This is a genomic window from Ochrobactrum sp. SFR4, assembly GCF_019730395.1.
Taxonomy (GTDB): Bacteria; Pseudomonadota; Alphaproteobacteria; order Rhizobiales; family Rhizobiaceae; genus Pseudochrobactrum.
The window spans coordinates 1-19,905 of sequence record NZ_JAAPBB010000010.1; the positions used below are offsets into that span (position 1 = coordinate 1).

Below are 19,905 nucleotides of genomic sequence, written 5' to 3' on the forward strand. Positions count from 1 at the left end.
TAAATCAACCCATAAACCGAGCCGGAAAATCCAATCTTCAAAAGCACAATTAGTCTCAAATCATTCGACGACGGACACACTGGTATAAGCCGCAGCAATACTGCCGGATTTCGCTGCCGAGCCAAAAATATCCGGACGACCGCTGCGTACATCTGCGTTTAACTCGGATACAGAACTGACCTGATCCGGACGATACGGCTGTTTCACACCATTGTCCCATAATTCGCCTTTCAGGCGAACACCGAAAGTCTGACCGGGTTTAAGAATATCCTGAATGCGCAGCGTCGTCATTCTGACGGCACCGCCGATGGCACCGGCTGCGGCGGGTGTAAGATCAGGCCCCTTACTAATCACCACATCGCTGATCAGATCGGGATCAATATAGCTACGCTGCTGCGTACCGGCATAACCACGATAAACATTGAGCGACTGTTGTGAACCATCCACGGTCACCGCCACACGGCTTTGCCCCTGAACACCGCGAATATTCACATCAAGACCACCACCGTTACGGCTGTCTGCAACCTGCACACCCGGTAAGCCCTTGAGCATATCTGCCGACGATACCGAGCCATAACGATTGATCTGTTCTTCTGAGAGATAAACCGTGGATTTAGGCGCGGAATAGACGGCTGATGCTCCATCTACAGCACCGGCAGGCGTCGTAATCGTGATCATGTTCAGCTGAGTTGCACCATCAGCATTCACACCGCCGGCATTTGCCGTTGCTTCATCAGGTGTATAGAGGCTGACTGTGCGGCTATCGACAAAACGATAATGCAGTTTAGAAGGACCAAGAACGCGTTTGAGTGCTGCTTCCGGTGACTGACGTCCGATCACGGCTGCGGATTGTCCGGAAATTGCGCCGCCATTCTGGCGCACAACCTGTATGCCGGTGGTTGCCGTAAAATCAGCCAATGCTGTGAGCAGCGGTTTCGCCGGAATATTGAAATTATAGCTGGTGCGATCCTGTGCCGTTGTGGCGGATTGCGCCAAAGCACCAGCCGGATAAGCGGACATAAGCGCGATGAGCGAAACACCGCTGGCGGTGAACGCAGTTCTGATGGTCTTCATTCTGGACGTTTCCTGTTCAAATTCAAGGACGTCAGGCCCTTAATCAAAGAACGGTTTGCCCGAATAAAACCCGTAAAAATAATTTTACCGGTAGATAATTGTCATCAAGCCCGGCACACGCACCACAGTCAGATTGAGCGTGCTGCGCAGAGCATCAAAAACCGCATCAGGATCTTGCGCCTGAAACACGCCGGATACCGGCAGATTTTCCAACTCTTTATCGCTGAGAATAATACGTCCCGCAGTATATTTGCCGAGTTCATGCAGCACTGATTTAAGCGGGGTCTGGTTCATCATGATCAAACCGCGCCGCCATGCAAGACGGGCTTCCGCATTGCCGTCACGGATTTGTTCGATCTTGTCCGGCGTTACTGCTGCGCTGTCTCCGGCCTCCAGCCGGATCGTATCCGTCTTGCCTGTGGAATGCACCGCAACCAGCCCGCGCTCAACGGTCACTTTGGTCATCTCAGGTTCCAGCTCAACAGCAAAGGCTGTGCCAAGCACATGCACAGAGGCGGTGCCACCCGTTACATGAAACGGCCGGTTTTCATTCCGTGTCACATCAAACCATGCACGGCCGCGAACCAGCTCGACATTGCGTTCCGCATCACTGAAATTCGTATTGATGGCGCTGTCGCCATCAAGATAGACCCGGGATCCGTCACTCAGCGTTAATTCGCTATAGGTGCCGGGTGCCACAGCATATTCAGCAAAAGCACGTTCTATCAGCCCTGCATCGCGCCAGAGCGCTGTTGATGTCATGACAACAACAGCCGCCGCTGCAACACTGCCCCATTTGGCAAAATACCTGAGAGAAAAAGGCTGCCGCTCCCGTTTGCGATGCCAGCCGCTTCCGGCCGCTTCACGGGCGGGCGCTTTCAGATCCGTCCAGAGCTGCGCAGTTCGCTGATAGGCTTGTTCATGCATCGGGCTTTGCTCAAGCCATGCCTGAAAAGCCCGCTGTATATCTGCGCTGACCGGCTGACTGCTCATCCGCACGAACCATTGCGCGGCTTCCTCAATGGCAGCATCTGTCAGTTTTTCAGAACCGTCGGTTTTCAGCATGAGATGAAGCATTTTCCATGAAGCACGCAGTTGCCCGCAAATTGATGACAGACAAACATAATCATTTCCGGTCACGCATCTGCTGCCACTTATGGCAGTAAGCAATTGCTGCCGCCATTTCTTTTTCAACCGTACTCAATGAAAGCTGTAACTGATGCGCAATCTGCTGATAGGTCATACCGTCAACTCTGGCCAGCAGAAAAATCTGCGCGCGGCGTTCCGGTAAGGCATGGATTGCATCCAGCAAAGCAAACAGGTCATGACGCGCTTCGATGATCCGTTCAGGCTGAATGAAGTCTGACATCTCACAGCTTTGCTTGTCATATGCAACTTTATCCGGCTGCACTTTACGGCTGCGCAACTGATCCAGCGCCAGTGTCGTGACAGTGCGCACGACCAGCCCGTCGTCATTTTCCGTTAAAGACCGTTTGGATAATTTGACATAAGTATCATGCAGAATATCTTCCGCATCCTGTGCATTGCCGAGAATACGGGCTGCAAGCCGTTTCAGGCGCAAACGCTCCCTGACATAAATCCGTTCAAAAACAGCGTTCATGGGGGGCATATAAAACCTGCAAAAATAATGCGTGCAATCGCAATGCAAAAAATAACTGGAGTTATTTACTCATCTTTAAAATGAATAGCAAGATATCTGACTAGCAATATTCCAGACCACAGATAGTTGACGACGTTAATAACATAATGTCCCTTCTGTAAGAGTGTCGATTACCGCGATCTGAACGGCTTTGACTTCGCAAGTAGGCGTCGGGACCAGAGCAGTCAAAAATCGTACGTTAAGTCCGAACAAACGATGAATCCGCGGTCAGTTCCGGTTCGGGCCAAAACGACGCCGGAAGGCTACTTCCGCTACCCGAATTGACCCTAGCCGATGAGTAGTGCCACGTTGAACCAAGTTCTCACGCTGATGTGACGGCTTTCGCAGAGAGAAGATAAGCCGCTGGACATGTTTGGGCCGCACGGCATCGACACTGCTGCACAAAACTGGTTACAACATCAACTGGATCGAGAATGCCTTACTCATAAACAGCAGGCGTGCGGCGGACATGATAGACGAGTGGACGCTTAGAACGTGTTGACGTTTTAAGCGTCAACGCCAGCCACATTCATCTTGAAGCACCGCTGTCCGATCCCGGCAGCGGTTTTCTGTTTCAGTCCAGACCGTAGTCGGGCGGGTCCATCCAGACCAGGTCGCTCCCCCGCCAGTACTGCAACATGATCGCGCGTGCGTTGAAGCAGTTGTCGAATCGCCAATCCGCCATGCGCAGCGGCAGCGCCTCATAGATGGGAGCCGGCACGTCTTCCAGCACCGTCCGGGGTTCGAGCGCCTTGAATTGCACCGTATAGCCTGCGGGGCAGTTTTCTTTCCCGAAGCGATGGGGACGGGCCAGTTCCAGAAGCAGCCAGTCTCCATTCAGTCCCAGGGCGTTGACAAACAGATCACCCAGCGGCTGGGTCTGCGCGAAGCGCACGCCTGGCATGGTGCGCAGATCCGACGCATCCCCCTTCAGTCGCTCTTCGCCGCCCAACCGCTCACGCTCCGCGTGGCTGCCTGCCGGCAGCACCATGTCACCCCAAACAATGGCCTGTGGCAAGCTGAAATACCGTTGCTGCTTCAACTACACCTCATGGCGCTCCCGTTGGTAGTCAGCCCACATAAGTTGCACCCACATCAGCGCCGTCGATATGGGCAGCACCGACAACAGCATGGCCCCTGTCCATTGCCATGCACGTAATGGCGGGCGCGCCGTACCACGGTGCTTATGCCAAAGCCTCCACCCCCACCACGACAGCAGCAGGACCCCGATGAGGATCGCCAGCAGAATCAGCAGATAGCCAACAGCGGCTGCACCTTCAGCCCCAGGAATCATGAAACACCTCTCCGAGAGGCATTCACACCACCACGCTGCGTAACCCTCATAGCCAAACTGCCACCCATCGGCTGGTTGCAGGTGTCATTAATTTTTGAAGTGCGGCGCTATCTGTCATCTTTTTGTTTATCATCAAGTGTGGATGGACGACCCAAAGATTTCCCTTCAGACTTGGCGCGCTTGAGGCCTAATTGCGTCCGTTCGAGATACTCGGTTGCATCATCCTCATATTCGCGTAGTGTTTCGTCTTTGGCGAATAAAACACAAGGGCCGTAAGAACCACGCGGATCATAGGCATAACCCTTTTCCGCCAGCGCCTGTGTTATGTCGCGAATTCCGGCCAACCCGTAAAGATGGTCATGAAGCTCAAGGAAAATACGCTCAATGCCACTCAGTTCCGCTTTTTGCAGCAGATCGCGTTCGGCACCCTCAATATCCATCACCAGCATATTGATATCATTTGCAGCTATAAAGCTGTCTATATTGGCTGAAGCCAATGATATTTCATGTTCATATGGCCCCTGATCCTTGTCCATTGAGGACATCCAGAGATCTTTACGCACATAAAAACGATGGTCCGCAGGTTCACCTGCGGCGAGAATACCCTGAGTTAAAAATACATTGCCCGCAGTATTTATATCCAGAACACGCTGAGCGAGCGCAGCAGTTGAAGGATTGGCTTCAAAAGCCCAAATCTGCACATCAGGGATAGTGGCCATTAAAGAGGTTATCACACCGATACCGGAGCCAAGCTCCAACACACGATCACTGCGCTTGACAGCTTTAAAAACCCATTTGGCTTCTTTCGCCTCATAACGACCGCTGATAATTGCCTGCCAGATAACAGGAGAAACTTCATCAGGGGCAAATGGGATCTTAATACCGTGTAATGTGACAGTCTCCACGCCTGTGCTCCTTTGGCGCTTGAAATTGGCGGCATTTCAGGAGCACAAACGGATGCCTTGCACTCTCTGAAAGAATAAGCAGGGCATAACATATATATGAAATTTAGTATATTTTTTAACGCATTATATTAGTTTTATTAAGTGCGAAGATGCGCCAGTTCAGAAGCTGAAACCGGACGACCGAACAAATAACCCTGAACCTGATCGCAACCGACCCGCTTCAGACACTCCAGTTCTTCTTCGGTTTCAATTCCTTCCGCAATCGTAATCATACCAAGACTCTGGCCGATCCCCGTGACGAGTTCCACGATAGCCAATGCATCAGGATTGGTCGTCACATCCCTGATGAAAGAACGGTCAATTTTGATTTTATCAAACGGGAAGCTGCTCAGGCTGCCCAGAGAAGAATAACCTGTACCAAAATCGTCCATCGCAATCTGAATGCCAACGGCCTTCAATCGCCGCAGCGTAAGTAAAGTCTGCTCATTCTTGTCGAGTAAAACGGATTCTGTAATTTCCAACTCCAGCCGTTCAGGATTAAGTCCGCTCTCACGCAAAATAGTCGTAACCCGCTGGATCAGGTTTTTTGTGCTGAATTGCACCGGCGACAGATTGACCGCAACTTTAAATGGTCTTTTCCAGAGAACAGCCTCCTGACAGGCCTGTTGCAGAACCCAGTCCCCCAAATCGTGGATCAGACCGGTTTTCTCCGCAACCGGAATAAATTCCGACGGCGGAACAGCACCGCGTACCGGGTGTGTCCAGCGCAGCAATGCCTCATAACCACAAATCTCACGTGTATAAGTATCTGCCTGAGGCTGATAAAAAACTTCCATTTCGCCATTTTTCAACGCATCACGAAGATCGGCCTCAAAAGCTTTTTTCTCAAGCAGCCGCGTTTGCATATGCGGCTGAAAAATGCAGGCGTGGCCGGCACCCAGTGCCTTGGCTTCATAAAGTGCAAGATCCGCATGCTTGAACAGCTCTTCCACATCAGGTTCGGTCGAAGAAATAGCGACACCGATACAGGTGCCGATCTTTATCTCCCTGTCATTGATATTATAGGGAGAGCTGATGACACGCATCAGATGATGAGCAAATTCAAGCGCTCTTTCCGAGGTCAGGCCGGTTGATAAAACAGCAAATTCATCACCGCCCAAGCGGCAAATGAGGTCATCTTTATGACTGAACTCAACCAACCGGTTGGCAACGGCCTGCAAAAGCACATCACCCACATCATGACCCAGCGTGTCATTGACATCTTTGAAACCGTCAAGATCAAACAACAATACCACGGCAGGCGAACCGTCATTCCTCGCACCCTGCATACGTGCGTTGAGATCCTGCCGAAACAAAATACGGTTCGGTAAGCCGGTCAGTGCATCATGATGGGCTGAATGTTCGAGCCGGTCATTCTGCGACTGCAATTCGCCAGAGGTTTCGCGCAGATCTTCCGTCAGACGCTGCATACGACCGTGTGCGCGGTTCAGCATACTGTTCTGGCGCAACAACAGGATAATCATTGTGATCCCGCAAAGAATAAGTCCCGCGGCAAGAGCTGTGTAAATATAATGAAGGTTGCGCACTTCCAGCTGTGCGGCATCAATCACACTCACATCATATTCAACAGAAGAGGCTGCGAGATTTGTCAGCGGCCCGACCAGCTGGCTCATCTGCGGTAAAAGCTCTTTCGCCCTCTCCGGTGTGAGTTCCGCCAGCTGATGATCGAGTTTATTCAGTATAGCCCGGAGATTTTGAATGACGAGATAGCGGGATGCGTCTTTATTGACGAATTCCTGCAATGTACCCTGCTGCACAAATTCCAGCCGGCTTATCATAATATCAAGACGGAGTGAAAGCTCGTCAGTATCCGCATCTTTCAGCCCGAGAGCATAAGCGGCAAGTTGCTGTTCAAGACGCAAATATTCTGACACCATCTGGCTGACAGCCCAGGAGTCATTATAGCGGGCAAATTTCTGCAGTGCCGTTTGCCGCTCAGCAATGACATAGGCTATGTAGCCTGTTGCCAATACAAAACAACAAATAACAATCCCGAGTATGCGTCTCACACAAGCCTCTATTCGACTATGAGTTTTGCCACCTGCCACGCGGAGCGTGTATAATAAGTCTGGCTTTGCAATTGCGGATCACTGTCATACGGGTAGACAATAAAAAGCGGTCCTTTTTCGCGAACCGTTATAAAACTTCCGTCACGCTTCATAGCCAGTATGACCTTAAATTTCTTAAAGTCATCTAACGGAATTTTAGTCACATAATCATTCAACGCAACGGCTGTAACAGTTGTACCTTTGGCACCGACCAGCTCCATCAGCTTATCGAGGGGCACACCTTCAAAGCGGGTGCGGCCGTTATACCACGGATTGGCTGTTTCTGTGACCTGCATACCTATTGCGGCCAGCATATCGCGGTCGAATTCTGCAGTATCGCCGTTATTTTTATTTTCAATCGCGCCGGATATAACCAGTATAGGCTTACCCTCCGGCTTTGCGAGTGAACCGGCAACGGCACCGGAAACCATCATACAGGTCAGAATCAGATAGATCACGAAGCGCTTTAAGATCATTATATTTCTCCCTGATAATTTAGAATAATATATTGAAATCCACCAATCAGTACATAGGAAAATATGCACATCCCAATCTATTTGTTTTAAGGTAAATTCGCCGTTTATCTTAACTGAACCATTGCGAATCACATAAGCGTATGCTTATCTGTTGGGCATGACAGAAAATGATATTTTCAAGGCGCTGGCCGACCCGACACGACGTGCTGTTTTTGAAAAACTGGCAACCGGCAGCATGAATGCCAGTTCCTTGCGCGAGGGTATGGAAATCAGCCAGCCGGCAATGTCCCAGCATCTTGCGGTTCTGCGCAGTGCAAAACTCATCAGGGAAGAACGGCAGGGACGCTTTGTGAATTACGAGGTCGACCCCGAGGGACTAGCCCTCATCGCCCAATGGTTTGCAAAATACCGCACCTACTGGCCTGCACGTATTGATAGCCTCAAAACCCTGCTGAAGGATATGGATCAATGACAGAGGAAAATCACACAGAAAATGCAGTCCGTCTTGTCTTTGAATATGATCTGGATGCCAGCCCGCAAAAAATCTGGCGCGCAATCAGTATTCCTGAACTGCGCGCAAACTGGTTGCCGGAACAAGATTTATCGCAATCCGAGCCACTGACAATGATACAGGGAGAACAAGCTTCTTACAGGATGCGGGAAACGGAACCGCCATTTCTTGAGAGCGTTGTCACCTTCCAGATTGCCGCGAATGATAATGGCGGCACTAGCCTCACAATTATCCATGAGCTTGATGCTTCGCGGCTGCGCCTCAAACCACGGGCGGCCAATACTAATATGCAATCCGTCATGCGGGCCGCGTAAAACAGCATAATTTTAAATCAGTGAAAAACGGAGCTTGCCGATGCGCGAGATGATGCAACTCGTCCCTATGGTGGTTGAACAGTCAGCAAAAGGGGAACGCTCTTTCGACATTTACTCCCGTCTGCTGCGGGAGCGGATCATTTTTCTCAATGGTGAGGTCAATGACACTGTGGCCGCTCTGGTCTGTGCACAATTGCTGTTTCTTGAAGCCGAAAACCCTAAGAAACCGATCAGTCTCTATATCAACTCCCCCGGCGGCTCGATCACCAGCGGCTTGGCCATTTACGACACCATGCATTACATTCACGCACCGGTGCACACATTATGCATGGGAACAGCACGTTCTATGGGGTCGTTTCTGCTGATGGCAGGCGAACCGGGACAACGCGCAGCATTGCCCAATGCCAGCCTCCATGTGCATCAGCCGCTTGGCGGTTTTCAGGGGCAGGCATCGGATATTTTCATTCAAGCAGAAGAGATGCGCAAAACCAAACATCGCGTCATCGAATTTTACGCCAGACATTGCGGCCGCAGCTATGAAGAGGTCGAGCAAACACTTGACCGTGACCGGTTTATGAGCGCGGAAGAAGCACTGGAATGGGGACTGATTGATCAAATCCTCAATAACCGTTCGCCCTAACGATCAAAATTATAAGACATGGCAAAACCTCATGGCTTTGCCATGTACTTATAGTCTGACTATTTGGCTACGGTGCAAGAGACAACCGGCTTGCCGTTTGCAAGTTGCTGTTTGAGCCAGAAACCGGCCTGCGCAAGCACATCAGCCATACGGCTGATACCCTGTGCGTCCTGCATCCCGTGGCTATAACCGGCAAATTCCCAATATGTCATGTTACAGCGTTTGGCTTTATCAAACGCATCCATTGTCATGCGTGCATTGCTTACCGGCGTTGACATGTCAGCACTGCCCTGAATAAGCAATAAAGCAGCGTCGGACTGCAACATTGCATCAACCGGCCGGTGATCAATTGCATCCGCCCAGAAACGATAGCTGGAACCAGCCCATTTCTCGCTGCTTTGCGGATTGGCTCTGGCATGAGCAAATTCCTTATCAACTTGTGGCCAATGTTCCTTTGGCACCTTGTTGAGCAGCATCTCGCCTTCCATTGACTGTTTGACCATCTCACCGAAGCTCGTACCACCACCGGTCGATAACAGGATCACCGCATCCGCCTTGGTTTTAGCGGCCAGTCGCGCAGCAATATCCCCGCCCTCAGAGCCGCCGAACAATACCAGCTGGCCATTCCACCACGGCGCTTGTTTAAGGCTCTCCAGCACTTGCAGATAATCTTCAACACGCTGCGTCATCGTGTGATGAGCACGGAAAGAGGCTGAGCAATCCTTGTCAAAAGGGTCCGGTGGATTATCGCCGGTTTCAACACCGTATTTATCCACTGTCAGCGCGGTCAGTTCTGCAAAAGCCGAGCGCGCCAGCTTGATATTCTCGCTTGTAGTCACAGACTGACAGCCAGAGCCTTGTGCCAGAATGATCAAACCTGTTTTCTCTGTTGTCAGCGGCTTTTCCAGATACCAGCTGATCACACTGCCATCTTCCCGTTTAAGTACCTTTTGCTCCTCTGCGGAGGCAGAAAATGACACAACAGAAAGCAGCAGGCCTATTACGCCTGCAGTGGAATACCGGAACATTCATTTATCCTTTATTGGCGGGTGTGTTTATCGCGCACCCGCCAAATCATTTCATCATTATCAGCGTCACATTAGACGATCATCTATGGCTTATCTGTGAGCGGTAAAGACAAATGCCCGCGCAATGTATCCGTCTGATAGTCTGAACGGAACAATCCACGCTTTTGCAGAACCGGCACCACTTGTTCGACGAAATCTTCAATTGATGACGGCAAGGACGGCGGCATCAGATTGAAACCGTCTGCCCCCTCATTACGCCACCATAATTCCATCTGGTCCGCAATTGCCTCAGGTGTACCGACAATTGTGCAATGTCCGCCACCTGCCGCTAAGCGACCGAGCAATTGCCGTAATGTCGGCTGTTCCGTTTCCATGATCCGCAGAATGGTCGCATAGCGCCCCTTCGGCCCAGTGAAATCTTCGAGCGGCGGCAAGGCTGGCACCGGTGCATCCAGCTCCCAGCCGGAGCAATCCTGCCCGATAAACATACCAAGCTGGCGAAGGGAGTCCGCTGTCGGCAGTAATTCGTCGAGTTCCCGCTGCTTAGCTTTCGCCTCTGTCTGCGTGGAAGCCACATAGGTCACCAGACCCGGCATCACCGGTATGCCTGCATCCCGCCCTGCCAGTTTTGCACGATGCTGAATATCGCGATAATAGTCTTGTGCGGCGAGCAGATCATAAGCCACCGCATAAATCGCCTCGGCTTTTTCTGCGGCCAAGGCTCTGCCCTGATCTGATGCTCCTGCCTGAAACAATACCGGCTGCCCCTGCGGCGGGCGCGGAATGGTCAGCGGCCCTTGCGTCGAGAAATGCTCGCCTTTGTGGTGGATCGCTCGTAAGCCGTCTTTACGGGCATAATCACCGGAGCGGTCACAGGTAATCGTATCAGCATCCCATGAATCCCATAGCTTCTGCACGGCTTCGATAAATTCTGCCGCACGGCCGTAGCGCCATTCATGTGGCGGCATACTCTCATAGCCATGATTGCGTGCTTCACTGTCAAACATTGAGGTCACGACATTCCAGCCGATACGGCCTTTCGATAAATGATCCAGCGAAGCCAGTGTCCGCGCCGCATGAAACGGCGTTGTGAATGTGCTGGATACCGTGCTGATCAGCCCGATTTTCTCGGTTACACCCGCTAATGCAGCCAGCAAAGTCAGCGGGTCGAAATAGCTGCGTGGTCCGTCCGTAATATTATCAATCGCATGCCAGTCGGCGAAGAAAATCGCATCAAATTTGCCGCGCTCGGCAATCTGCGCCAGATTTGTGTAATAGCTGATATCACTGAGTTGTTCGACGGCCGATTGCGGATGCCGCCATGCCGCGCGATGATGCCCGCAACCGAAGATAAACAGGTTAAGGTGCATTTCCCGCATCAGTTTTTCACCAATCCGCCGTCCACAACCAGATTTTGACCGGTTACAGAACGCGCCCATGGCGAAGCAAAGAACAGAGCCGTATCAGCAAATTCCGCAGGCGTGGTTACGCGGCGCAACGGCGTGGCAGAGGCTATATAATCAAACACTGCTTCCGGTGTTGCGGCAGAGGCATCGGTGGTACGTAACAGCCCGCCGGACAACATATTCACGGTGATGTTCTTTTCACCCAGATCCTGCGCCAATGTACGGGTCAGTGACAACAAAGCGGCTTTAGCCGCCGTATAATCATGATACGGCACAACCGGATTTTGAAACAGGTTGGTACCAATATTGATGATACGGCCAAAACCGGCCTGTTCCATACCGGCAAGTGCTGCTTGCGTTGTGTTCAGAGCACCGCGCACAATGCCCTCCATCTGCTGATTGATCTGCTCCCAGCTGATGACATCCGCATGAGCACGGGCATCGCCGTTAAAGCTGAAAGCCGGCAAAGCATTATTGACCACCGTTGTTACCGGCATACCAAAATACTGCTGCGCCTTGGCAAACATAGCCTGTACGGCTGTCATATCCGTCACATCGGCCTGCAGGGCCAGTGTCTTTTCCGGTGCTAGTGCTGCCAGTTCTGCAGCAGCATCTGCACTTGTGTGATAATTGATTACAACGCGTGCACCTTCACTTAAGAAAGCTTTCACAAGATCGCGTCCAAGACCACGCGCACCGCCGGTGACGAGAACAAGCTGCTGGTAGAGCGGAAGAAGGACTGGTTCAGACATGATAATTCCCTTGCCTTAAGAAATGGCCGGCCAAGGGAATAAGGGCTTGCACCGCAGTGAATACGGCTGGGCACACAGACATCCCTTCGCCAGTATGAGCTGGATCAGGTTCAACGGGTTTAAAATCTCAGCCCTGTAAAACAGGACACCCCGTGTCATTCCTCCAAGCTCTAGCAAGTTTATTTGGAAGGAACAAGCCTTGGCGGTTGTCCTGCCCGCCCAAGCTGGTTTAAGAACCCCTATGTCTGAAAATCATCAAGAACCTTCATCCGACCGTTTCTGGCTCAGTGTTTTCGCAACAACGCTCTATGCGGTGGTGCTTTACATCCTGATATGGCTGATACGGGAAGGCAGCGGGATGGCCTTTATCACCGGTCTGATCCTGATGCCGATGGCCATTACCAGCCTGCTGATCATTCAGATTGACCCGCAAGGCACTGGCAGTATCCGCAAGCATATGAAAACCGCTATGCTTTGCATGCTCGGCTTGATCCTTATTTCAATGATTATCTTTGGCGAGGCAGGTATTTGCGTGGCCATGGCTGCGCCGTTTCTTTTGGCGGGCACAGCGCTTGGTGTTTATGTCACTATGCGGCTTTTACGCAATTATCAGGCAAAACGCAGCGTCACATTTGTGATTGCCCTGCCCTTTCTCGCTCTGCCGCTGGAAAACCAAATCGAATATCAGGATCATTTCAGTTCGGTCACAACCGTGATTGAAATCAATGCCCCTGCTGATGTAATCTGGAACAATACGCTCGAAATCCCTGATATCCGCTCCGATGAATTGGGTATGACTTTCAGCCACAGCATTGTCGGTGTGCCGAAACCCGAAGATGCGCGGATTACCGGTTCCGGTGTGGGTGCCGTACGTCATTTGAAATGGGGCAAAGGCGTCAATTTTGAAGAAGTTATTACCGGCTGGCAGGAAAACCGTTATCTGCGCTGGGATTTCCGTTTCAGCGACACTTCAATCCCAAAAGCAGTGGAAGCGCATATCAGCGTCAACAGTGACTATCTGGGACTGGACTATGGTGAATATCTGCTGGAGCCAATTGACGAAAACCGTACGCGTCTCACGCTGAAAACCCAATACCGTATTGCAACGCCGATCAATATTTACTGCGACTGGTGGGGTCAGATTTTCCTCAATGATTTCCATTCCATCGTGCTGAATGTCATTAAGGAACGCTCGGAAAGCGCAGTTCAGGCTTGAAAGTGCGGCGGATTATAAACCCGCCGCCACTTTAATTTCAGATCATCGCTTCGATCAGGAACGGGCCTTTGCGCTTGCTTGCCGCAGCAAACAAATCAGCAAATTGTTCAGCTGTGGTGGCGCGTGCGCCTTCAACACCAACACCTTTGGCAAGGCTTACCCAGTCAATCGTCGGCTCAACCAGATCAAACATACGCTGCGCATTGCGTCCCGGTGCACCGGCTCCGACATTCTGCAATTCACCATGCAGGATCGCATAACGCTGATTGGCGAAAATGATGGTGATGATGTTCAGGTTTTCGCGGGCATGAGTCCACAGTGCCTGCATCGTATACATACCGCTGCCGTCTGCCTGTAACGCCACCACCTGACGGTCAGGACAGGCCACAGCTGCACCGGTTGCCAGCGGCAGACCGATACCGATTGCACCACCGGTCAGCTGCAGAAAGTCATGCGGCGCTGACTGATGTGTCAGACCAAACATTTCACGGCCGGATGTAATGGATTCATCAACAATAATCGCATTTTCCGGCAGGAGTGATGCAACAATCGCGCTGATTTTATCATCATCCAGCGTACCGGTCGGCATGACCTTCTCACCACGCTGATTGAGCAGTGGCGTGACAGATGCCGGAATATTCATTTCATCGACCAGTGCCTGCAAAGCATAGAGCTGGTCATCTGCTTCACCGGCATAATCAACCACGGCGCAACCTTCCGGCAGGAAAGTGCTTGGCTTACCCGGATAGGCGAAGAAGGCGACCGGAATTTTCGCTCCGAGCAATACAACCTGTTCAATATCCGCCAGATCAGCCAGTGCATCATCCACGCGGTAAAGCACGCGATTAACAGCAACACGACCTGCACCGCGCTCAATACGGCCATTGGATTGCTGCGCCAGCAAACGCGCACCGGATTCTTGCGCAATACGGCTGGCAATTTCCAGCGCATTGGCACGCAGGGCAAGATTGCCAAGCAGGATGAGCGTGCGCTTACCGTTGCGCAGCGCTTTAGCCGCTTCACGCACGGCATCAGCATCAACCTTACGACGTTCCGGACGGGTCAGAGGTTGCACAATCTGCTGCGGCGCCTCTGTCCATGCGGTGTTGGCAGGCAGGATCAGCGTTGCCACCTGCCCCGGTGCATTACATGCTGCGGCAAAAGCTTCAGCCGTATCTGCGGAAATATCATCGGCGGATTTAGACGTCTTCACCCAACCTGAAACCGGACGTGCCAGCGATTCAATATCACTGGTCAGCGGGGCATCATATTTCAGATGATAGGTGGCGTGATCGCCGACAATATTGACGATCGGTGTTTTTGCACGCTTGGCATTGTGTAAATTCGCAACGCCATTGCCAAGGCCGGAACCCAGATGCAGCAGAGTTGCTGCCGGCTTGTCCGCCATACGGCCATAGCCGTCGGCTGCACCTGTTACCACGCCTTCAAACAGACCCAATACGCAGCGCATTTGCGGCTTGCGATCCAGCGCTGCCACAAAATGCATTTCTGATGTGCCCGGATTGGCAAAACAGACATCGATCCCGTGCGCCAGCAGGGTGTCGCAAAGGCTATCAGCACCGTTCATTTCTCACTCCCATTATGCTTGTGTCCACAGTATCCGATTGTGCGTTTCCTCCATGCACAACCACTATGAGCCGCAACAGCTATATCCGGCTTTGCGCTCATGTCGCAAGCTTTGCGCAAAACTATTCCATTCGCCTGACAGTGTTTCGGAATAATTTTATGCACAAGCATCATGTTTCAATAAATTTAATGAAATCAGTTATTTAAAATTCAATGTGACATGTTTTTAAATGCAGACAAGCCGGTCACAAATTTTTGGTTGCACAATATGGCGACTTCATAAAAAATCACCTGCGAAACAGAGCCTCTATTTTACATTTTATCTGTCTGTCTAATACTTTAGGATGATTAGGGCTCTTTTTGTACATTAAATGTCTTGGTGATGTTAATCGGGGATTGTTCTGAACCACCGGCTTACAGCAAGATATTATACGGGCGGTTACAGTCACATCAGGGAGAGCTGAAGGCTGAGGGAGAGCCGCCCATGAGTGAAATATGGAGGATTTCATGGGTTATTTGGGTAAAAAATCACTTTTATCAGCCTTTGCAGCGGTCACCCTGACATTTGCCGCAGCTGAAGCAAATGCGCAAAATTTCATCAATATTCTGACCGGCGGCACAAGCGGTGTTTATTACCCGATGGGTGTCGCCCTTGAAAAAATCTATTCCGGCATTCCTGATGCCCGTCCTTCTGTGCAGGCAACCAAAGCCTCGATTGAGAATATCAATCTGATTAACAGTGGTCGTGGCGAAATTGCTTTCACGCTCGGCGATTCCCTGCGTGATGCGTGGGAAGGCAATGAAGAAGCCGGTTTCAAAAAGAAACTGGAAAATATCAGCACTCTCGCCGCAATCTATCCGAATTATGTGCAGATCGTTGCCTCCAAAGAGTCCGGCATTAAAACGCTGGCCGATCTGAAAGGAAAACGTCTGTCCGTCGGCGCGCCGAAATCCGGCACCGAGCTGAATGCGAAAACCATTCTCGGCGCTGCCGGTCTTTCCTACAGCGATCTCGGCAAAGTGGAATATCTGCCATTTGCGGAATCCGTGGAACTGATGAAAAATCGCCAGCTTGATGCCACCCTGCAGTCCTCCGGTCTTGGCGTTGCATCGCTGCGCGATCTGGCCAATGCAGTTGAGATCAATGTGGTGGAAGTACCTGCTGATATTATTGAAAAAATCGGTGCACCTTATCAGGTCAACACTATTCCGGCCGACACCTATACCGGTCAGGATAAAGATGTGACGACCGCATCGGTAATCAACTATCTGATCGTACGTCCGGATATGGATGAAGAACTGGTCTATCAGATGACCAAAGGTCTGTTTGAAAATCTGGATCAGCTGACTGCAGCCCATTCCGCAGCCAAAATGATCAAACTCGACAAGAGCACGATCGTATCTCCAACCCCGATCCATCCGGGTGCAATGCGTTACTACAAAGAAAAAGGCATTGAATAATCACGCCTGAAGCGGATTTTAAGGCTGCATATTCTGTAGAGCACAGAATATGCAGCCTTTTCTGACCGTCTGTTCCTGTCATTTTTTGCGGTTTTAAATTTATGTCATCTTCAGAAAACAATGCGGTTGAATCGGCCGAGCATATTCCGGGTTGGGGTGTCAGCAGCGGCGCCAAAATATTGTTTGGCATTGCCGTTGCTTTTTCCGTTTTCCAGCTTTGGACTGCGGCCTATTCACCTTTGCCAAGTCAGGTTGTCCGCTCCGTTCATGTCGGCTTTTTGCTGCTGCTGCTGTTTGGCCTTTATGCCAATGCAGCGCCCAGCGGCTCTTTCAAGAAACTGCTGATGTGGTCAACGGCCATTCTGGCTTTTGCTGTCAGCTTTTATCATTGGGTTTTCTATAATGATCTGATCCTGCGTGCCGGTGAGCCGGAAATGCAGGATATTGTGATCGGTGTGCTTGCCGTTGCTCTGGTCTTCTGGGCGGGGCAGCGTATGATGGGCTGGACCCTGCCACTGATCTGCCTGATCTTTCTGGCCTATGGTCTGTTCGGCCAATATCTGCCATCACCGCTCAATCATCGCGGCTATGATTTTGAACAGGTTGTCGAAGTGCTGTTTCTGGGAACTGAGGGCATTTACGGTACGCCGATTTATGTCTCATCCAGCTATATTTTCCTGTTTATTCTGTTCGGTGCATTCCTTGAACGTGCGGGCATGATCCAGCTTTTCAATGATGTGGCGATGGGTTCTGTCGGCTCATCACGCGGCGGCCCTGCCAAAGTCTCGGTCATCTCCTCCGCTCTGATGGGCACCATCAACGGCTCCGGTGTGGCCAATGTGGTGACCACCGGCGCTTTCACCATTCCGCTGATGAAACGCTCCGGCTTCAAACCTGCCTTTGCCGGTGGTGTGGAAGCCGTTGCCTCGATGGGTGGTCAGATTATGCCGCCAGTAATGGGCGCTGTTGCCTTCATCATGGCGGAAACACTCGGTCTGCCTTATCTTGAAATTGTGAAAGCGGCGATTGTTCCGGCAATTCTCTATTTCATCACCGTATTTATCATGGTGCATCTGGAAGCCGGTCGCCTTGGTCTGAAAGGCCTGTCAAAAGCTGAATTGCCAAGTGCGCTCGGTGCTTTGCGCAAACACTGGTATCTGATCCTGCCGCTTGTGGCACTGGTCTGGCTACTGTTCTCCGGCTATACGCCGCTATTCGCCGGAACCGTAGGCATGGGGCTGACCGCACTGATCATCCTCGGTGTGCCGGTCTCCGCCAATATGCCAATGGCCGTGCGCGTATTATTCTGGGTCGCACTCGGCCTGATGTCCGCTGCGGCTTTCGGCACCAGCTTCAATATTCTAGGCTTTGAAATCCGCGGCATTACCCTGATCCTGCTGCTAATCACGGCACTGGTTCTGGTCAATTTCGTGCTGCGCGGTGGCCGTGAGACGCTGCGTCTCTGCCTCGAAAGCCTTGCAGAAGGCGCCAAAAATGCCCTGCCGGTTGGTGTGGCCTGTGCGCTTGTCGGCGTCATCATCGGCGTGCTGGCGCTCACCGGTGCCGGATCAAGCTTTGCGCGTGTGATTGTGAGCGTAGGTGAAAACTCCCTGTTCCTCTCCCTCGTGCTGACTATGATCACCTGCCTGATCCTTGGCATGGGTATTCCGACAATCCCGAACTATATCATCACCTCATCAATTGCAGGCCCTGCCCTGTTGATGCTGGATGTGCCGCTTCTGGTGTCACATATGTTCGTGTTCTATTTCGGGATTATGGCTGACCTGACGCCACCGGTCGCACTGGCGGCATTTGCTGCCGCCCCGATTGCCAAAGAGTCCGGTATGAAAATCGGGATGCAGGCTGTGCGTATTGCCGTTGCCGGTTTTGCGGTGCCGTTTATGGCAGTTTATGCACCTGTCATCATGTTGCAGGATGGCGGCCCGTTGGCGGAAAGCATGGGTTTCTGGCCTGCTGTCGCCTATATGATCGGTAAAGCTCTGCTCAGTATTGTCATGTGGGGTGCCGCAGCAATCGGCTTCTTACGCGGACATCTCAAAATCTGGGAGCGTATCTGGGCCTTTGCAGCAGCCGCAATGATGCTGGCAACTTACCCGCTCAGCGATGAGATCGGTTTTGCTGCCTGTATGGCGTTCCTGCTGTGGCACTGGTGGAATACCAGAGAGCCGCAACTGAAAGCCGCCTGATGGCACTGTGCGCACTATCCGCAGCCGGTATGCTGCGGATAGCAACCACTTCTTTCATGCTGCAATGGACGCATAGTGTCGAGAAAATACCGTGGCAGGAAGACTGGCAGATCACACCGACAGGTTTTGTGCTGACCGAAGCCCGCATACAAGGTTCCGGTGCTGGTATGGAGCCACCGGAAGATGCAATTTTGCGTGACGGCTGGTATCACTATGTACCGAAAATTCCGCCCCGCAGAGAGATTGTGCTGGCGGCATCCGGCGAGACAGTCAGCGGCTGGAAACTCTGTGCCAACGGCCAATGTCATGAACTTGGGATAACCGCTGAACAGCCAATCAAAATCACACAATGCCAATAAAAAACGCCCGATATCATGTCTGATATCGGGCGTTTTAGTTATAGCTGATTAGTTCAGGCCGAGTTTCCCACGCAGTGTGGAAAGATCTTCCGCCAGTGTATTCACGGCAATGGAGAGCACTTTACGGTCAGCTTCAGTCAACTTGTCATAGCTCTGGTAGCCATCGCCTTCCTTGTATTTATCAAGGGTCTGGGAAACCGTATTGAAGTTCTCATCCACTTTCTTGGTGAATTCGGCTTCTTTTGCTTCAATCAGCGGACGTACCAGATCGAAAATCTTGCGGGAACCGTCAAAGTTACCTTTGAAATCCCAAAGATCAGTGTGGCTGTAACGATCTTCCTCACCGGAGATTTTGGTTGCTGCCACTTCTTCCATCAGCACTGCCGCACCACCGACAACCTTTTCCGGCGGGAAAGTCAGATCAGCAATACGCTTGTTCAATTCGCTCACATCAGCCATCAGCTTGTCAGCAACCGGTGTCAGCTCTTCAGTCGAGTTCTTTTCCCACAGACCATATTCAATACGGTGGAAACCCGTGAACCCCGGATCCTGCTCCGCTTTTTCCCAATCGTCAGCACGACTGTCAATCGCCACGTCCAGATCGCTGAACAATTCCGCAATCGGTTCAATGGCTTCGTAGCTCAGGCGGGTTGAAGCAAAAAGCGATTTTGCCTTTTCCACATCACCGGCTTTCACAGCATCGGTAAACACCTTGGTGTCTTCTTCCAGCTTCTGCACTTTTTCGCTGACATAGATTTTATATTCTGCCAGCGGCTCAACGAGGTCATAGGTGGTATCTTGCGCAAACGCCTGAAAGGACAGGCAGGAGGCAAGTACCGAGGCGGCAAGTAAAGATCCAAACTTCATTACAGACGTCCTTCTGATACACTTCATGTTTTTAGAGTTA

The 19,905-nt window shown here is 51.5% G+C and carries 20 protein-coding genes and 1 riboswitch; of the genes, 7 read left to right on the plus strand and 13 right to left on the minus strand.

Going from position 1 to position 19,905, the window contains the following annotated elements:
- Window positions 1–60 precede the first annotated feature (60 nt).
- The 8 genes from HBA93_RS12815 to HBA93_RS12850 form a co-directional block, all read right to left on the minus strand.
- Complete coding sequence (locus tag HBA93_RS12815; RefSeq protein ID WP_221723528.1) at window positions 61–1,074, minus strand: TonB-dependent receptor; 1,014 nt, start codon at window positions 1,072–1,074, stop codon at window positions 61–63.
- Window positions 1,075–1,158: 84 nt separating this feature from the next.
- Window positions 1,159–2,139 carry a FecR family protein gene (locus HBA93_RS12820; protein WP_221723529.1) on the minus strand — a complete coding sequence of 327 codons (981 nt, stop codon included), beginning with the start codon at window positions 2,137–2,139 and terminating at the stop codon, window positions 1,159–1,161.
- Window positions 2,140–2,200: 61 nt separating this feature from the next.
- Complete coding sequence (locus tag HBA93_RS12825; protein WP_221723530.1) at window positions 2,201–2,695, minus strand: RNA polymerase sigma factor; 495 nt, start codon at window positions 2,693–2,695, stop codon at window positions 2,201–2,203.
- Between the two features lie 613 nt (window positions 2,696–3,308).
- Window positions 3,309–3,776, minus strand: a complete 468-nt coding sequence (locus HBA93_RS12830) for a hypothetical protein (protein ID WP_221723531.1) — start codon at window positions 3,774–3,776, stop codon at window positions 3,309–3,311.
- Window positions 3,777–4,028 (minus strand): hypothetical protein, encoded by a 252-nt coding sequence (locus HBA93_RS12835; RefSeq protein WP_221723532.1) that lies wholly within the window; start codon window positions 4,026–4,028, stop codon window positions 3,777–3,779.
- 107 nt (window positions 4,029–4,135) lie between these two features.
- The gene (locus tag HBA93_RS12840; RefSeq protein ID WP_221723581.1) at window positions 4,136–4,933 is read right to left on the minus strand and encodes an FkbM family methyltransferase; all 798 of its coding nucleotides are present in this window, start codon (window positions 4,931–4,933) and stop codon (window positions 4,136–4,138) included.
- A 137-nt stretch (window positions 4,934–5,070) separates the two neighbouring features.
- Window positions 5,071–7,002, minus strand: coding sequence for a putative bifunctional diguanylate cyclase/phosphodiesterase (locus tag HBA93_RS12845; protein ID WP_121993508.1), 1,932 nt, complete (start codon window positions 7,000–7,002; stop codon window positions 5,071–5,073).
- A gap of 8 nt (window positions 7,003–7,010) precedes the next feature.
- Entirely contained in the window at window positions 7,011–7,517 is a 507-nt protein-coding gene (locus tag HBA93_RS12850; protein WP_121993509.1) for a putative pterin-binding protein, read from the minus strand.
- A 157-nt stretch (window positions 7,518–7,674) separates the two neighbouring features.
- On the opposite strand from HBA93_RS12850, the gene HBA93_RS12855 reads away from it, so the two are divergent.
- The 3 genes from HBA93_RS12855 to HBA93_RS12865 are packed head-to-tail and all read left to right on the plus strand — an operon-like array spanning window position 7,675 to window position 8,982.
- Window positions 7,675–7,989 carry an ArsR/SmtB family transcription factor gene (locus tag HBA93_RS12855; protein ID WP_121993666.1) on the plus strand — a complete coding sequence of 105 codons (315 nt, stop codon included), beginning with the start codon at window positions 7,675–7,677 and terminating at the stop codon, window positions 7,987–7,989.
- The gene (locus HBA93_RS12860; protein WP_121993510.1) at window positions 7,986–8,342 is read left to right on the plus strand and encodes an SRPBCC family protein; all 357 of its coding nucleotides are present in this window, start codon (window positions 7,986–7,988) and stop codon (window positions 8,340–8,342) included. Before HBA93_RS12855 ends, HBA93_RS12860 begins: the two co-directional genes overlap by 4 nt.
- A 40-nt stretch (window positions 8,343–8,382) precedes the next feature.
- A complete protein-coding gene (locus HBA93_RS12865; RefSeq protein WP_221723533.1) occupies window positions 8,383–8,982 on the plus strand; it encodes an ATP-dependent Clp protease proteolytic subunit in 600 nt (199 codons plus the stop codon).
- A gap of 59 nt (window positions 8,983–9,041) precedes the next feature.
- On the opposite strand, the gene HBA93_RS12870 is transcribed toward HBA93_RS12865, so the two are convergent.
- The 3 genes from HBA93_RS12870 to HBA93_RS12880 form a co-directional block, all read right to left on the minus strand.
- Window positions 9,042–10,010, minus strand: coding sequence for an alpha/beta hydrolase family protein (locus tag HBA93_RS12870; RefSeq protein ID WP_286201916.1), 969 nt, complete (start codon window positions 10,008–10,010; stop codon window positions 9,042–9,044).
- Between the two features lie 83 nt (window positions 10,011–10,093).
- A complete protein-coding gene (locus HBA93_RS12875) occupies window positions 10,094–11,389 on the minus strand; it encodes an LLM class flavin-dependent oxidoreductase (protein ID WP_221723534.1) in 1,296 nt (431 codons plus the stop codon).
- On the minus strand, window positions 11,389–12,168 hold the full coding sequence (locus tag HBA93_RS12880; RefSeq protein ID WP_221723535.1) for a 3-oxoacyl-ACP reductase: 780 nt from the start codon (window positions 12,166–12,168) through the stop codon (window positions 11,389–11,391). The genes HBA93_RS12875 and HBA93_RS12880 overlap by 1 nt, the downstream gene beginning before the upstream one ends.
- A gap of 64 nt (window positions 12,169–12,232) precedes the next feature.
- Window positions 12,233–12,331: riboswitch (TPP riboswitch) on the minus strand.
- Between the two features lie 78 nt (window positions 12,332–12,409).
- Here HBA93_RS12880 and HBA93_RS12885 point away from each other — a divergent pair.
- Complete coding sequence (locus HBA93_RS12885; protein ID WP_221723536.1) at window positions 12,410–13,384, plus strand: SRPBCC family protein; 975 nt, start codon at window positions 12,410–12,412, stop codon at window positions 13,382–13,384.
- A gap of 37 nt (window positions 13,385–13,421) precedes the next feature.
- Here the strand turns inward: HBA93_RS12885 and HBA93_RS12890 are convergent, their stop codons facing one another.
- Entirely contained in the window at window positions 13,422–14,972 is a 1,551-nt protein-coding gene (locus HBA93_RS12890; RefSeq protein ID WP_221723537.1) for an acetolactate synthase large subunit, read from the minus strand.
- Window positions 14,973–15,478: 506 nt separating this feature from the next.
- Between HBA93_RS12890 and HBA93_RS12895 the strand changes: the two genes are divergently transcribed.
- From HBA93_RS12895 to HBA93_RS12905, 3 genes are all read left to right on the plus strand, one after another.
- Window positions 15,479–16,432, plus strand: a complete 954-nt coding sequence (locus tag HBA93_RS12895; protein ID WP_221723538.1) for a TAXI family TRAP transporter solute-binding subunit — start codon at window positions 15,479–15,481, stop codon at window positions 16,430–16,432.
- Window positions 16,433–16,533: 101 nt separating this feature from the next.
- The gene (locus HBA93_RS12900) at window positions 16,534–18,639 is read left to right on the plus strand and encodes a TRAP transporter permease (RefSeq protein WP_221723539.1); all 2,106 of its coding nucleotides are present in this window, start codon (window positions 16,534–16,536) and stop codon (window positions 18,637–18,639) included.
- Window positions 18,639–18,998 carry a DUF1850 domain-containing protein gene (locus HBA93_RS12905; RefSeq protein WP_221723540.1) on the plus strand — a complete coding sequence of 120 codons (360 nt, stop codon included), beginning with the start codon at window positions 18,639–18,641 and terminating at the stop codon, window positions 18,996–18,998. The genes HBA93_RS12900 and HBA93_RS12905 overlap by 1 nt, the downstream gene beginning before the upstream one ends.
- 48 nt (window positions 18,999–19,046) lie before the next feature.
- On the opposite strand, the gene efeO is transcribed toward HBA93_RS12905, so the two are convergent.
- Entirely contained in the window at window positions 19,047–19,865 is an 819-nt protein-coding gene (gene efeO, locus HBA93_RS12910) for an iron uptake system protein EfeO (RefSeq protein WP_121993519.1), read from the minus strand.
- Between the last annotated feature and the right edge of the window lie 40 nt (window positions 19,866–19,905).

Coding starts and splice junctions, on each gene's coding strand:
- HBA93_RS12890 (WP_221723537.1), bottom strand. CDS start 14,972: ATGAACGGTGCTGATAGCCTTTGCGACACCCTGCTGGCGCACGGGATC.
- HBA93_RS12900 (WP_221723539.1), top strand. CDS start 16,534: ATGTCATCTTCAGAAAACAATGCGGTTGAATCGGCCGAGCATATTCCG.
- HBA93_RS12880 (WP_221723535.1), bottom strand. CDS start 12,168: ATGTCTGAACCAGTCCTTCTTCCGCTCTACCAGCAGCTTGTTCTCGTC.
- HBA93_RS12875 (WP_221723534.1), bottom strand. CDS start 11,389: ATGCGGGAAATGCACCTTAACCTGTTTATCTTCGGTTGCGGGCATCAT.
- HBA93_RS12820 (WP_221723529.1), bottom strand. CDS start 2,139: ATGCTGAAAACCGACGGTTCTGAAAAACTGACAGATGCTGCCATTGAG.
- HBA93_RS12865 (WP_221723533.1), top strand. CDS start 8,383: ATGCGCGAGATGATGCAACTCGTCCCTATGGTGGTTGAACAGTCAGCA.
- HBA93_RS12895 (WP_221723538.1), top strand. CDS start 15,479: ATGGGTTATTTGGGTAAAAAATCACTTTTATCAGCCTTTGCAGCGGTC.
- HBA93_RS12870 (WP_286201916.1), bottom strand. CDS start 10,010: ATGTTCCGGTATTCCACTGCAGGCGTAATAGGCCTGCTGCTTTCTGTT.
- HBA93_RS12850 (WP_121993509.1), bottom strand. CDS start 7,517: ATGATCTTAAAGCGCTTCGTGATCTATCTGATTCTGACCTGTATGATG.
- HBA93_RS12815 (WP_221723528.1), bottom strand. CDS start 1,074: ATGAAGACCATCAGAACTGCGTTCACCGCCAGCGGTGTTTCGCTCATC.
- HBA93_RS12905 (WP_221723540.1), top strand. CDS start 18,639: ATGGCACTGTGCGCACTATCCGCAGCCGGTATGCTGCGGATAGCAACC.
- HBA93_RS12855 (WP_121993666.1), top strand. CDS start 7,675: ATGACAGAAAATGATATTTTCAAGGCGCTGGCCGACCCGACACGACGT.
- HBA93_RS12885 (WP_221723536.1), top strand. CDS start 12,410: ATGTCTGAAAATCATCAAGAACCTTCATCCGACCGTTTCTGGCTCAGT.
- HBA93_RS12825 (WP_221723530.1), bottom strand. CDS start 2,695: ATGAACGCTGTTTTTGAACGGATTTATGTCAGGGAGCGTTTGCGCCTG.
- HBA93_RS12860 (WP_121993510.1), top strand. CDS start 7,986: ATGACAGAGGAAAATCACACAGAAAATGCAGTCCGTCTTGTCTTTGAA.
- HBA93_RS12835 (WP_221723532.1), bottom strand. CDS start 4,028: ATGATTCCTGGGGCTGAAGGTGCAGCCGCTGTTGGCTATCTGCTGATT.
- efeO (WP_121993519.1), bottom strand. CDS start 19,865: ATGAAGTTTGGATCTTTACTTGCCGCCTCGGTACTTGCCTCCTGCCTG.